This is a genomic window from Paenibacillus sp. 2TAB26 (assembly GCF_052115145.1).
GTDB lineage: Bacteria > Bacillota > Bacilli > Paenibacillales > Paenibacillaceae > Pristimantibacillus.
The window spans coordinates 40,222-55,169 of the sequence record NZ_JBFRGC010000008.1 but is presented as its reverse complement, the minus strand read 5'-3'; the positions used below and the strand labels follow the sequence as shown (position 1 = coordinate 55,169).

The 14,948-nt window shown below is 45.4% G+C and carries 9 protein-coding genes; 7 read left to right on the top strand and 2 right to left on the bottom strand.

From position 1 onward, the window contains the following. Positions 1–90: 90 nt before the first annotated feature. Positions 91–2,034, bottom strand: a complete 1,944-nt coding sequence (locus tag AB4Z50_RS10315) for a glycoside hydrolase family 15 protein (RefSeq protein WP_441878550.1) — start codon at positions 2,032–2,034, stop codon at positions 91–93. Positions 2,035–2,038: 4 nt separating this feature from the next. Then, positions 2,039–3,067, bottom strand: coding sequence for a LacI family DNA-binding transcriptional regulator (locus AB4Z50_RS10310; RefSeq protein WP_076268828.1), 1,029 nt, complete (start codon positions 3,065–3,067; stop codon positions 2,039–2,041). A gap of 495 nt (positions 3,068–3,562) precedes the next feature. Between AB4Z50_RS10310 and AB4Z50_RS10305 the strand changes: the two genes are divergently transcribed. The 7 genes from AB4Z50_RS10305 (at position 3,563) to AB4Z50_RS10275 (ending at position 14,924) form a co-directional block, all read left to right on the top strand. Beyond that, positions 3,563–4,873, top strand: a complete 1,311-nt coding sequence (locus AB4Z50_RS10305; protein ID WP_441878547.1) for a sugar ABC transporter substrate-binding protein — start codon at positions 3,563–3,565, stop codon at positions 4,871–4,873. A gap of 125 nt (positions 4,874–4,998) precedes the next feature. Further along, positions 4,999–6,312, top strand: coding sequence for a carbohydrate ABC transporter permease (locus AB4Z50_RS10300; RefSeq protein ID WP_076268830.1), 1,314 nt, complete (start codon positions 4,999–5,001; stop codon positions 6,310–6,312). A gap of 2 nt (positions 6,313–6,314) precedes the next feature. Further along, on the top strand, positions 6,315–7,154 hold the full coding sequence (locus AB4Z50_RS10295) for a sugar ABC transporter permease (RefSeq protein ID WP_076268893.1): 840 nt from the start codon (positions 6,315–6,317) through the stop codon (positions 7,152–7,154). 4 nt (positions 7,155–7,158) lie between these two features. Further along, positions 7,159–8,820 (top strand): alpha-amylase family glycosyl hydrolase, encoded by a 1,662-nt coding sequence (locus tag AB4Z50_RS10290; protein WP_441878545.1) that lies wholly within the window; start codon positions 7,159–7,161, stop codon positions 8,818–8,820. 245 nt (positions 8,821–9,065) lie between these two features. Continuing rightward, positions 9,066–10,331: a glycoside hydrolase family 125 protein gene (locus tag AB4Z50_RS10285; RefSeq protein WP_441878869.1), complete on the top strand. Its 1,266-nt coding sequence runs from the start codon at positions 9,066–9,068 to the stop codon at positions 10,329–10,331. Between the two features lie 91 nt (positions 10,332–10,422). Further along, on the top strand, positions 10,423–11,928 hold the full coding sequence (locus AB4Z50_RS10280) for an ABC transporter substrate-binding protein (protein ID WP_441878543.1): 1,506 nt from the start codon (positions 10,423–10,425) through the stop codon (positions 11,926–11,928). A 176-nt stretch (positions 11,929–12,104) separates the two neighbouring features. Then, positions 12,105–14,924 (top strand): extracellular solute-binding protein, encoded by a 2,820-nt coding sequence (locus AB4Z50_RS10275; protein WP_441878541.1) that lies wholly within the window; start codon positions 12,105–12,107, stop codon positions 14,922–14,924. Positions 14,925–14,948: the final 24 nt, after the last annotated feature.

Below are 14,948 nucleotides of genomic sequence, written 5' to 3'. Positions count from 1 at the left end.
GCGGAATTCAAGCATAAAAAACCCCGACGGTTCAAGCAACCGTCGGGGTTTGATGTATTTGTGATTTTTTAAAATCGGATAGAGCAGGTTTTACTTTGCTTCCGCTTCCGCAAGCATGAAAATCGTTAATATAAACATGGCATGCGACCAAGTAAGCGGGACAACCCAAGCGGTTTCGCCGGTGTTTTTGTCTACTTGCTCTGGCAGGAGGCCGGTCTCCGTACGATGGTCCATCGCCCACTTCAGCAATTGCTTCGCTTCATCAATGCTGCCGGTTTGAATGCGATAGTGAGCAAGCCATAGTGTAGTGAGAATCCATGGGTTACCGCCAATATAGATATCGTCCTCATAGCGCTTAATGCCGCCGACGCCCGGTACAGTCAATGCAGCTTCAACAGCATCAGCAGTGCGGCGCATGGAGTCATCATCTGCCGCTACCGCTCCAAACGGTACAGCGATGCCAAGCAGGCTGATATCAATTACAGCATCATGATCGAGAACATGCTTCTTGTAGCCTTTATTGCTTTCAGTCACATAACCAGTTGAGCCAGCTGCCAAGGCTTGCTCGTATTTGCCTGCGTTTACCGTTAGGTCAACTCCGCGGTAGAATCGGCCGCCTTCCTCGTTCCAGCATAGCTCTTTGATCGCTGCTGAAATCCGCTCCGCAGCAGCAGTCCATTCAGCTGCAAGCTCAGGTTTGCCTGCTAGCTCGGCAAAGCTCGCTGCTGCCGTCAACCCGCCGTATACAGCGGCTGAGGAGTACGTATGCGACGCTTCACGCTCTTCCCACAGGTCGATGCTAGGCTTCGGCAAGCCGCTCTCTGCATCGAGGAAGCTCATCAAGAAGGATGCGCCTTTCTCTACAGCAGGCCATACCTGCTTAGAGAAATCAGAGTCCTTTTTCTCCAAATAATGCTGCCACATTCCCCAAAGAATCGACGAGCCTTCATCAATTTGCAAACCCCATGATGGCGCTAAGCTGCCATCATGATAATGCCGCTGCTGCCATGAACCATCTGGTGATTGCGCAGAAAGCGTCCATGCATAGAAGCTGTCGGACAGAGCGCCAAGACCTGCTTTATCAAGCGCAGTTGTAATGAATGCGGCATCTCGGCCCCAGCAGTAGGAATAACCCCCGCAGCGCGTGAAATTTTCATCAAATTCTGGAGCAGCGATAATGCTTCCCGTTTGCTCATCGGACATGAGCTTGAACATAAGCAGGGATCGGTCATATAGATCTGAGATTTCGTTGTCGTCAATCGGACAAGGGGCAGCGGCAGCCAAAAATTCATGCCAGTAGGTTGTCGTTTCTTGAACCCATTCTGCGCTTGTTTTGCTTTTTGCAGTACGCATTTGTTGCAGTACGCTTTCTTCATCATGGCCGGCTGTTATATAGACGGGAATCGTTACGGATGCGCCTGCTGCAAGCTCATCGACGCGCCAGTTCAAGGCACCATCTGGCTTCATATCAATGTTATTGCCGTTCAACTCCCCATGCTGAACGTTATCCCAGTTGATTCCTGATTGATAACCTGTGCATACGTTTGCACTTGAAAGCGCAAAATAATACTTATGGCGGAAATGAACCAAGGAGTCTTCAGCGGCATTAAACATAGTTGTGTTATATAGATTATTCTCGCTTACGAGAAAAGAAGAGTGAACGATAAACGAGAAGGAAGCAGCTTGATTGCTGACGTTTGTGAACGTGTATTCACGAACGATAATATCTTGGCCGGGAACAGCAAAATGCAAGCTGTCCACTTGAACGGGCTGTTGTTCAGTACGAGCATTCACTTGCAAAATGTTTGTTTTTGCAACATATGCCGTCTCATGAGTGAAGCCGTTCGTTTCTTCATCAAACCAGGAAACAGGGGATTGCGCCCACTGAATTCCTGTGCGGATAGCGTCTACATGCTGCGGCAAATCAATGTTCGGCCACCACAGGCGATACATTTTGCCTGTGCGGCCAAGCGATGCGAGAAACTTGGAATTGCCGATAATGGCATCCACTAAAAATGGTTTTTTATTTGACATGCTGTCAACTCCTCTTGGATACGGTTTGAATCGATGATTCGCGAACGATCAGCCTATGCGGAATAATCATTCTGTTCTGGTGTATGCTTTCTTCTTGTATAAGACGAATCAACATTTGTGATGCGGTATAGCCGAGCTGATAGGTTCCGATATCTATCGAGCTGATTGGCGGTGTTGCAAGTTCGGACAATGCAATGTTATTGAAACTTACGATGCTAAGATCATCAGGCACCTTGTACCCAAGCTCTGTCAGGCCGCGCAATACGCCGAATCCGACTACATCATCGATGACAACAAGGCCGCTAGGTCTTTCGGGCAGGCTCATCATAAATGACATGGCACGATAGCCGCTTTGCTGAAGAAACTCGCCTTCAACGATCCATTCGGATCGAACAGGCAAACCGGCTTCGGACATGGCTCTGCGGTAGCCTTCCATCCGGTCATGTGCAACGGTTAACGATGGCGGACCGCTAACAAAACCGATTCTTTCATGGCCTTGGACAATGAGATGCTGCGTCGCATCATAAGCTGCTTGCTCATTGTTATTATCGACTGATAATATATTAGGCCGATTTTCTGTGCGGCCTATTAATACAGTAGGAAACTTATGTTTGTCCAATAGGTCGATTAAAGGGTCATTTACCCGAGAGGATAACAAGATAACGCCGTCAACTCGTCTACCGAATACAAGACGTGATACGGTTTCCGTCTCGTCGCTTGGCGACGTCGCTGCGGTAAGCAGCATATCGTATCCCGCTCTTGTTGATTGCGTCAATATTCCGCGAAGCAATTCACCGAAGAAAAAGTCCTGAAACAGCTCTTCAGCTGGTCGAGGCAGCATTATGGCTAAGGTTTGTGTTGTTTTTGATACCAGACTCTTCGCCATCACGTTAGGATGGTAGCCCATTTCTTCCATATACCGTTTGACCTTCTGAGAGGTTGCCTTGCTAATTCTAGGATGATTAGAGACGACTCTTGATACAGTGGAAGGAGATACCCCTGCAGCTTTTGCAATATCTTTAATGGTTACCATATTAAGTTGAACCCCCACCCGCGCAAACGTGCTTGCTTTATATGCTTCATCCTAATGCAACTGTTGCCTAAAAGTAAATATATATCTAAAGTAAGCGTTTCACAAATATTGAAAAACTGAATGAGAAGGAGAATATCGAAGAAAATTGAAGATAACTCCGTATTTAAGCGGAATATTGAACTGTGCAAACGTTTTAACAAACCGTGCACCTTGTTGTATGATGAATCCACGAATAGAACGCTTTCAAAACAATTCCACCATGTTTTCAGCTGTGAAACGGCATAAAAACCGCTCACAAATTATTTTCTAGTATGATTTGTACAAACGTTTGCGCATTGTTGAGTTTACCAATTTATGATGGGAGTAAGCTTTTCAGAACGATGAATAAAACGTTTGTGCGAATGCAGCCTATTAGAAAAGAGCTTGAGGAATTGTTGGAACGCCGCGAATTCAAAAAAAAGGCATGAAACACATTATGGAGGGGGATCACCTAGCATGAAAAAGTGGTTTGTAATGTCATTAATCACAGCCTTATTTATCGTTTCCGCTTGTGGTGGAACAAATAAGGCAGAAAACACAGAGAAAACTGGAAATGCAACAAATGCTCCAACGAATAATACACCTGCTAACGAAGGTACTGCATCAGAAGAAATCGTTCCTGAAGAAGGCGCATCACTGCTTATATGGGAAAGTAAAGAGGAACGTCCTTTCGTTGAAGCCATCGCGAAGGAATTCACTGCAAAATACGGCATTGAAATTAAATTCGAGGAAATCGGCGCAGGCGATCAAGTAAACAAGCTGGTTACAGACGGCCCTGCAGGTCTTGGCGCTGACGTTGTTCTTTTCCCTCATGATAACCTTGGTAAAGCAGTAACAGCTGGATTGGTTTTGCCAAATGACTACTATGAAGAGCAATCAAGAAGCGCAAACTCGGAAATTGCAGTAAATGCAGTATCTTATGACGGCGTGCTTTATGGATACCCGCGCTCGGTAGAAACATACGCATTGTTTTATAACAAAGCACTAATCAAAGAAGCTCCAAAAACGTTTGATGAGGTAGTAGCATTCTCGAAAACGTTCAACGATACGAAAAACAACAAATACGGTCTTATGTGGGATGTAGGAAACTTCTACTTCAGCTATCCGTTCATCTCAACTGGCGGTTATGTATACGGCGATAACGGTCAAAACAAAGACGATATCGGCCTTAACACAGAAGGCGCAATCGCTGGTTTGAAATACTACGGTTCATTGAAAGACAGCATTTTGCCGCTTAACTCTGGCGATATCAACTACGATATTAAAAAAGGTTTGTTCATCGGCGGTACACTTGCAATGGATATTAACGGACCTTGGACTATCGGCGATTACAGAAACGCTGGCATCGATTTCGGCGTAGCTCCATTGCCTAGCATCAACGGCCAACCGGCTTCTTCCTTCTCAGGCATTAAAGCTTGGTATGTTAACTCATTCTCGAAATACCCGAATGCAGCACGTCTATTCTCTTACTATGCATCTACAAAAGAAGCTCAGTTGAAAAACTTTGAACTGACAGGCGCTATTCCTGCGAACACAGAAGCAGCAGCAGATCCTACTGTACAAGGCAATGAAGTGGTAAAAGGTTTCTTGGAGCAATTCAACCAATCGACGCCAATGCCTTCCATCCCTGAGATGGGCAATGTATGGACTCCTATCGGAGCAGCATTCTCTGACGTATGGAACTCCGGCAAAGATGCAAAAGCAGCTTTAGACAATGCCGTGCAACAAATTAAAGACGCTAACAACGGCGCAGCGGCATCGAAATAACATCATATCAACGGTTTCACCCGCCGAATTCCTTCGGCGGGTGAACCGATGTTTTATAAGCGATACTTTCCATACTAGCAAGTTGCAACAAGTTTTTTTATATGAAAGGAAGGGAGCCAGGCGGGATGAATCGTCATCGCAGCACCGCGGCTATATTGTCGTTACTCGTAATGGGTCTTGGCCAATTGTATAACCGCCAATTTATAAAAGGCTTAATTATGCTTGCTGTTGAAGCAGCGGCGCTCATGTATTTTATTCCAAACCTAGGAAGAGCGATTTGGGGAGTTGTCACGCTCGGAGAGAAAACGCAAGGGCTTGAGAAAATAGGTAAAATCAGTGTTCGTGTAGAGGGAGACCATTCGATCTTTCTTCTAATCAGTGGATTAATAACGTTAATTTTATTCCTGCTATTTGTCTTTATCTATGTTATGAATATCCGCGATGCTTATCTGAACGGCAAGCAAAGAGACGCAGGAGTGGCGCCAGCAAGCTTTCGGAAGACGTGGGCTTATGTAACGGATCGTAATTTTCCGCACTTACTGCTTACGCTTCCGGCGCTCGGTGTATTGTTTCTAACGATCATGCCGATTATCTTCATGATTATGCTTGCTTTCACCAACTACGCATCGCCTGATCATATTCCGCCAGCTAAGCTGGTTGACTGGGTAGGCTTCCAAACGTTTGCTAATCTATTGACTTTGAAAACGTGGAGCCATACATTCGTTGGCGTATTTACTTGGACGATTGTATGGGCTGTTATTGCAACGGTAACGACGTATTTCGGCGGTTTGTTAGTTGCGCTGCTAATTGAGCAAAAAGGCATTCGTTTTAAAAAGCTATGGCGGACATTGTTCATTATTCCTTATGCCATTCCGCAATTGATCTCCTTGCTCGTCATGAGAAATTTGTTTAATGGACAATTTGGTCCGATCAATCAATACTTAAAGTTTTTTGGTATGGGCAAGCTGCCTTGGCTGACAGATCCATTTTGGGCAAAGGTAACGGTTATTATCGTTAATATGTGGATTGGTATCCCGGTTTCAATGGTACTTATTCTAGGCGTATTGACTGCAATTCCGAAAGACCTGTACGAAGCTGCCGATGTTGACGGCGCAACAGGCATACAGAAATTCCGTATTATTACGATGCCATTTATTTTGTTCTCGACGGCACCGATTCTGATTACACAGTTCGCTGGCAACATGAATAACTTTAACGTTATTTTCTTGCTCACGAACGGTGACCCGGTTAAAGGTGATTACCAGTACGCCGGCAGCACGGACTTGCTTGTAACCTGGTTGTATAAGCTAACGCTGAACAACAGTCAGTTCAATATGGCATCCGCGATCGGTATCATCATTTTCTTGATCGTAGCGTCGTTCTCTATTTATAACTATCGCCGCTCACGGTCATTTAAAGAGGAGGATATGATTCAATGAAAATGGGCCGGAAAACCGCCAATATTGTGCGCCTGACACTTAGCTATGTCGTTCTAATATTTATAGCTGTGTGCGCTATCTATCCTGCTCTTTGGGTGCTGCTATCCTCGCTTCGCCCGGGCACGGCTCTGTTTAGCGACAGTCTTATTCCTGATACATTCACGATTGTTCATTATAAGGAGTTATTTACGAATCCAAGCTTCCAATACGGTGTTTGGTACGTGAATACGCTCAAAATTGCGACGTTGACGATGATCTTCTCTACGATTCTGGTCACGCTCAGCATGTACGCGTTGTCGCGCTTCCGCTTCCGCGGCCGTAAGATGACACTGACGATTATGCTTGTACTGGGCATGTTCCCTGGCTTCATGAGTATGATCGCTATCTTTATCTTCTTATTGCAGCTTAACCTGCTAGATACACATGCGGCGCTCATTATCGTATATTCTGCTGGTGCAGTGCTCGGTGGCTTTGTCGTTAAAGGCTTTTACGATACGATTCCTCGGAGCTTGGATGAAGCGGCTCGGATCGACGGAGCAACTCATCTGCAGGTGTTTGTAAAAATCATGCTTCCGCTGTCGCGTCCGATGTTAACCTATGTAGCGCTGACTACATTTGCTGGTTCATGGGTAGACTTTATCTTTGCAAGATTGGTACTTCGAAGCAAAGACAACTGGACACTTGCTGTAGGAATGTGGGATCTTGTAAGCAATTATCAGAACAGCAACTTCACGTTGTTTGCCGCGGGTGCGGTGTTGATTGCGATCCCGATTACTCTCCTATTCATCTTCTTGCAGCGCTTCCTTGTACAAGGGCTGATGTCTGGCGCTTCGAAAGGATAAGAGAATGAACCGCAGCCGTTTGCGTTATGCGATAGTCCTGTTATGCTCGCTAATCTTTATTATGCTCGCTGCTTGCTCTTCAGAGGAGGCGGCGAACAATAATAAACCAAGTAGCACAGCTTCTGCAGAAGCTGATGAAGAAGGTGCAAGCGGGGAAGCTTCCACTGCTGCTTACACAGTAGATGAGCAGCCTGGCGGCGTATACTATGAAATATTTGTCCGTTCCTTCTATGATACGAACGGAGATGGAATCGGCGATTTGAATGGTGTAACCGCTAAGCTTGATTACTTAAAGGAGCTTGGGGTTAGCGGTATTTGGCTAATGCCGATTAACGCTTCGCCAAGCTACCATGGCTATGATACAACCGATTATTATGCGGTAAATCCGGAATACGGCACGCTGGATGATTTGCAGAAGCTGCTGGATGAAGCGCATAAGCGCGATATTAAAGTTATTATGGATCTTGTCGTTAATCATTCGAGCAAGGAACATCCTTGGTTCAAAGAAGCATTAAAGGATGAGAACAGTCCTTACCGCAGCTGGTACACATTTGCTAAACAAGGTGAGAAGGTTAGAGCAGATGGGGCAGTTGGCGGTGATCCATGGCATAGCTATGGCAGTCTCAAGTATTTAGGTGTCTTCTGGGAAGGCATGCCCGATCTGAACTTTGACGAGCCGAAGGTTCGCGAGGAATTGATTAAGATCGGACAATACTGGCTGGAGCAGGGGCTGGACGGCTTCCGCCTTGATGCGGCAAAGCATATTTACGGCGACTTCGCGTCTACGGCCAGCACGCCTGAGATTCAAGCGAAAAATAAAGCTTGGTGGCAAGAGTTCCGAGCTGGCATGAACAAAGTGAAGCCAGATGCTTATCTGATCGGAGAGGTTTGGGATTCACTAACGGTTATTGCGCCTTACTTTGACCAAGCGCTGAACTCCGCATTCCACTTTGATCTAGCTGGTCGGCTGCTGAGTGCAGCCGGTACGGAGAAGGATGCAGACTTAGCTTATTCTCTAGGACGTGCATACGGCGTTTACGAGAAATCATCTGGTGGTACATTTGTTGATGCGCCGTTCCTAAGCAATCATGACCAGAATCGTGTCATGACGGTTTTAAACGGCAATATCAATCATGCCAAGATGGCTGCTGCAATGCTGCTTACTTTGCCAGGCACCCCGTACCTTTATTATGGTGAGGAGCTGGGCATGAAAGGGGCTAAGCCGGATGAATACATTCGTGAGCCAATGCCTTGGTATAGCGCAGCAAGTGGAGGAGAAGGGCAAACCACTTGGGAGAAATCGCGATTCAATGGGAATGCCGAGACGGTATCTGTTGAGGCACAGACAGCAGATAAGAATTCGCTGTTAAACCATTATCGCGAGCTCATAAAGTGGCGGAACGAGGAGCCTGCTTTGCGCAATGGCGGAATAGCCGAGTTTAAGCTGGAGCCTGCCAATCAGAAACTAAGTGTATATGTTCGCGTCATTGCTAGCGAGAGAGTGCTCGTTGTGCACAATCTATCGGGCGAGGATCAGATGACTGATCTTCAGCCATCCAAAACTTTTGGATCATTCGAGGGGATCATTCACTCAAGCAATGATGGGGCTAAGTTGGATAATGGGAAACTGACCATTCCAGCTTACACCACAGTCATATTAAAATAATACGGTAAGAGGGATCTGCACCGCCGGTGCTGCTCCCTCTTTTTTTTGTGCGTTCCAATGCGATTCCAGCCCATTTGTATTCAAATTTTGTAAAAAAATTAAGGAAATTACTAGTTGGTATATTGACATGTTGACATATTGTTTATAATATACTATTTGTAAGCGCTTATCACAAAGCTTTATCCAACTTGTAGAAGGATCACCATTAGGAGGAATGTTTGCGAATGAATCTGTCTATTACCGATATGAAAAAGAGTGACGCATTGATTTCATCTCTGGAAAAGTGGCCTGAAATCGTTAAGTTTTATAAAAACTGCTTCTATAACACGCTGGAGACGACGACGGAATGGCTAGAGGATGGAACCACTTTTGTATTTACGGGTGATATACCAGCCATGTGGCTTCGTGATTCATCTGCTCAGGTTCGGCATTATATTCCACTGGCTGTTTCAGACAGCCACTATCAGAAAATGATAGAGGGACTTATCAAAAGGCAAATGCAATATATCCAGATTGATCCTTATGCAAACGCATTCAACAAAGGCCCGGACAACAAGGGACATACGGAAGATGTAACCGAGGGCAATTCATGGGTATGGGAAAGAAAATATGAAATTGATTCCCTGTGTTACCCGATACAGCTCGCTTATTTGTACTGGAAGGCAACAAACAGCACCGCAATGTTTGATGATGCTTTTAAAGAAGCGGTTAACAAAATTATTGGGCTATGGACAGTCGAGCAGAAGCATGCAGAACAATCGAGCTACAGCTTCCAAAGATTTAATTGTCCAGAATCGGATACGTTAAGCCACGATGGAAAAGGGAGTCCCGTTGCCTATACAGGGATGACATGGTCGGGCTTTAGGCCAAGCGATGATTCGTGCAAATATCATTATTTGATTCCTGCGAATATGTTCGCTGTTGTTGTACTGAGATATGTGGAAGAAATCTCCCAAGACATATACAAAGACGAAACACTGGCGCTCGCTGCCAAGAAACTAGGCAGCGAAATCGATGCCGGCATTAAAGCTTATGGCATCTACAAGCACGAAACGTTTGGCGAAATATATGCTTACGAAACAGATGGCTTAGGAAATTACAACTTGATGGACGATGCGAATGTGCCAAGCCTGCTGTCGATTCCTTATCTCGGATATACAAGCAAAGAGGATATGACCTATCAGAATACGAGAAGGTTTATTTTAAGTGAAGAGAATCCCTATTATTACGCAGGAAAAGCAGCTAGAGGAATCGGAAGCCCACATACTCCCACGAATTACATATGGCATATCAGCCTAGTCATGCAAGCGCTAACTTCAGACAACGACGCAGAAATACAAGAACTTCTTAGAACGATAATCAGCTCAGATGGCGGTACTGGCTTTATGCATGAGGGTTTTCACGTAGACAATCCGAATGAATTCACGAGACCGTGGTTTGCATGGGCTAACAGCTTACTCGGTGAACTTATTTATAAGCTCGTAGAAGACAAGAAACAGCATCTCTTTTAATTGGTTTGACCTCCACTTGTGTTAGAGCGGGCCTGACTCCGCTGCGGACAGGACTTGCATAACAAATAAAAGATTTGAAAGGGGCAGAAAAATGAAACAAAAGAGAATGTTTTTGTTAGTCGTATGCGTCCTCATTATTTCCATCTTTGCGAGTGCTTGCACAAGTAATAACGGCGGAGGCAAAGACAAGGAGACGGCTGAAGCAACGAATAAGGCAGAAGATACAGCCTCGCCAAGTCCGGAAGCAACACCAGATGACGGAGCTCCTCCAGTAAAAGATTTAGGCGGTTATAAATTTATCGTTGCGGATAACAATGCGAACAGATGGTTCCCGCAAGAAGGAAGCTCTGATCATGCCAATGCCATTATTGATCGAATCAAGTGGGTAGAAGAAACGTACAACGTAAAAATTGAAGTGAGAAAACATTCCGAGGAAGAGTTTGGCGCGGCGGTACTGGCGGGCGACAAATACGCTGACATCATCGTTGCTCCTACTTGGGAGCTGGGAAGACATATCAACGGCAAGCGTATTGTGGACATGAATACGATTCCTAACCTTCGGATGGATCAAGATTATTGGAAGGAATACAACACTTCATTCTTGCTCACTTATGACAACAGAACATATGGAACAGCAGCTCCATTCGCTAACCAAGGGGATGAAGTATGGGTTCTGGCATTCAACAAAAGCATTATTCAAGAGCTAGGTCTTGAAAATCCTTATGAGCTGGTAAAAAACAAACAATGGACATTCCAGAAAATGCTCGAGATGGAGCAAGCGGCAAAACGTGATCTAAATGGTGATGGCGTGATGGACAGCAATGACCGTTATGGACTGGCGACTGGACATGACTGGGATATTTCTGTAGCGCTTTATCTGGCATCCGGCAATAAAATCATTGATATCGCCAGTGATGGAAAAATGAAATATGCAGTAAATACACCAAAAGCATATGAGACGATTGAAATGATTAAGAAGATGGCGAAAAAAGGTGATACGTTCTTCCCGAAAAACGAAGGCGAGGATATGGACGCTTACGTGAAAGCTTTTGCTGAAGGGAAATCGCTGTTTTTAGCCTACTCCAGAGGCAGAGGCGTTATTGATCCGATTTATGAAATGGAAAGTGACTTTGGCTTTATCCCATTGCCAATGGGCAACAACACAGACGATTACCTTGATTGGGTAAGCCATGATGCTCCTTCGATCGCAGTGCCGGTAACGAACAAAGAGCTTGATAAAACAGGACTTATCTTGGATGCACTAGCGTGGAAAGCGCAAAGCGAAGAGAAAATTTGGATGGATGAAATTGCTCTCACTCAGTTGCGTGATGAGGAATCGCTTCAAACGCTGTTGCAGCTGAAAAATTATGGTGTGTCGGACATTGCGTTCATCGGTCAGCAAATGCAAGGCAATGTACACAGTGGTTTAGCGCTCATTCCCGATGTTGGGTTCTACGATCAGAACCTGGAGCCTGCCTCCAAGGTAGCGGAAATCGAGGATGCTGTAAATATTGGTCTTGAGGAGCTTGCTTTAAGGCTGAAAGGTGAATTCGTAGAGCCTGAACCAAAGCCTGAGGAAGAGAAAAAGGCAGAATAGCAGCTTTCACCAAATAGATAAAGGGGCTGTCAGACAGATGACGATTGCTGCTAGCGCAACAGCCCCTTTTCTTTTTTTTGCAAAAAAATGAGGCTGCTTTCCCTATCGTTCACGAAAAGGCAATGAATCTCTGTCTATATGGAGGAAACAAATATGACGGTGCGAGTTGAACGTTTATGAATAATAAAATAGCGAAATTATCAGTTGCAGCAATCGCCTTATGTTTGTTGGTGATTGGTTGGCCGCATGCGGYATTTGCAAGCAAGGATGACAACTTAATCAAGCTGCAAAGCTACCGCACCTATCTTGAACAGCACGCCGATAAAAAAGCTGGAAATGCGGATATTGTGATTAAGGCAGATGCGTATACGAATGCGGAGGGAGATTTGGAAACCCTCGATCATTTTGAAGGTAAGGAAGGCAAATCTGTTCTTACGGGTGAAACCGGAAAGATTGAATGGGAAATTAACGTTCCTGAGAGTGGAATGTACAATGTAGAACTGCTTTATTACCCGATAGATGGGAAAGGCAATTCCATTGAAAGAATGATATCAATTGACGGTGAAGTACCTTATAACGAAGCGAAATACATAAATTTATCACGGGTTTGGAAGGACAAAAGCGAGATTGCGCAAGACAAAAAAGGAAATGACATTAGGCCGAAACAGACGGAAGCGCCTAGATGGAGAACGGTGCTGTTGCATGATTTGCTTGGCTATTATAACGATCCATTACTATTTTATTTGGAAAAAGGTAAGCATACCATTGGATTCGAATCGGTGAGGGAATCGGTGGTTTTAAATACCGTCCGTATTTATAAAGCGGAGGAGCTTCCGACCTATGATGAAGTAAAAGCGGGTTATGAAGCAAAAGGCTATAAGGAAGCGGACGCCGAGACCATTAAGGTTCAAGCGGAAAACAGCTTTGAGAAATCTGATAATACGCTATATCCGGTGTCCGATCGCTCATCAGCTATAACCGAGCCGCAGGACCCATCGAAGCTTCGCTTGAATAGCATAGGCGGCGATAAATGGAAAATGCCGGGTCAATGGATCAGCTACCGATTCACGGTAGAGGAAGCGGGCCTGTACAAGATTGCAACGAGATTCAAGCAAAACAAATTAGCTGGGATGTACGTCAACCGCAAAATTTTGCTGGATGGAGCCGTACCGTTTAAAGAAGCAAAAGCTGTGAAATTTAAATACGGGAACAACTGGCAAGTGAAAACGTTGGGGAACGACGATCAGGCGTTTTCTTTTTACCTAGAACCGGGCGAGCATGAACTGACGATGGAGGTCACGCTCGGAGATTTGGCTGATGTGCTGAACAGGGTTGATGATAGTTTATTTCAACTGAATGCCGTATATCGGCAAATTCTGATGATAACCGGCGCTGAGCCGGATTTGTATCGTGATTACGGCTTTGAGAAATTAATACCGGATGCGATAGCCGCCATGAAGGAGCATGCCGCGATACTTAGAGAAGTATCGGCTGACATGGAGGCGCTAGTTGGTCAAAAAGGCGAAAACATGGTGCTGCTCGATAAAGTCGCCTTCCAGCTCGAGCAAATGGTTAAAAATCCGGAAGCCAATATTGCGAAGACGTTTACCCCTTTTAAAGAAAATGTAGGCGCGCTTGGTACGTGGATCTTGACGGTAGGCGAGCAGCCTTTAACGGTCGATTATTTTAGCGTGATGTCGTTGTCCAAGAAGCTGCCAAAAGCGGATGCATCCTTTTTCAAAAAAATGGTGTTTGAAGCGAAGTCATTTTCGATGTCTTTTTTTGTGGATTACAATGCCTTGAATACAGAAGGTGAAACCAAAGGAGAGCCGCTCGAAGTATGGCTGACGTCTGGACGCGATCAATCGCAAATTATTAGGGAAATGATCAATGACACGTTCACGCCGGAATCGGGCATAAACGTAAAGCTCAAGCTGGTAACGGAAGGGACGCTTTTGCCATCGGTGCTCGCAGGTACGGGTCCGGATGTGGCGATGGGAAATCTAGCTGCCGACCCTATTCAATACGCGTTAAGACATGCGGTGGAGAACATCAAAGACATGCCGAACTATGATGCTATTGCCTCTAGATTCCATCCAAGTGCATTAGTGCCCTTCGAATTAGACGGAAAAGTATATGCTTTGCCGGAAACACAATCGTTTCCCATGATGTTTTATCGGAAAGATATTTTGCATGATTTGGGGCTGAAGGCTCCAGAGACATGGGATGAGTTTTACAAGCTAATACCGGAAATTCAGAAACAAAATATGCAAATTGGTTTTCCGGCGGATATTACCGGCTTGCAAATCTTTTTGTATCAGAAAAATGGGGAGCTTTACAACAAGGAGCGCAGCCGCTCAACGCTGGAAGACGATCTGACGATCGACGCGTTCCAGAAGCAGACGGAGCTGTTCACCACCTATAAGTTTCCGAGGGATTATGATTTCAGCAACCGCTTCCGAACTGGGGAAATGCCGATAGGTATCGCGGATTATACGACATACAACCAATTAATCGCGTTTGCTCCTGAAATTAAAGGACTGTGGGAATTTGCTCCGCTTCCTGGAACGGTGATGGAGGATGGACAATTGAACCGGGCGACGCCGTCGACAGGGACAGCGATCATGATGCTTAAGGGCGTCCAGAAAAAGGATGACGCATGGCGCTTTATGGAGTGGTGGACGAGTGCAGAGACGCAGTCCAGATTCGGAATGGAAATGGAAGCGATTCTCGGCAAGGCAGCCAAACAAGCGACTGCCAATATGGAAGCCCTTGTTAATATGCCTTGGACAAAAACAGAGTATGACCATTTGATGACGCAGTGGTCGTTCGCAACAGGTACACCGGAGGTGCCGGGCGGTTACTATGTGACTCGAAGTATTGGATTCGCTGCCGCAACGGCGTATAACAACGGAGATCCTGAATCTCTTCTGGACTATGTGAAAGAAGTTAATACTGAAATAACGCGAAAAAGGCGGGAGTTCAAGTTGGAATGATGCTGCCTTGCGATTTTACTGATT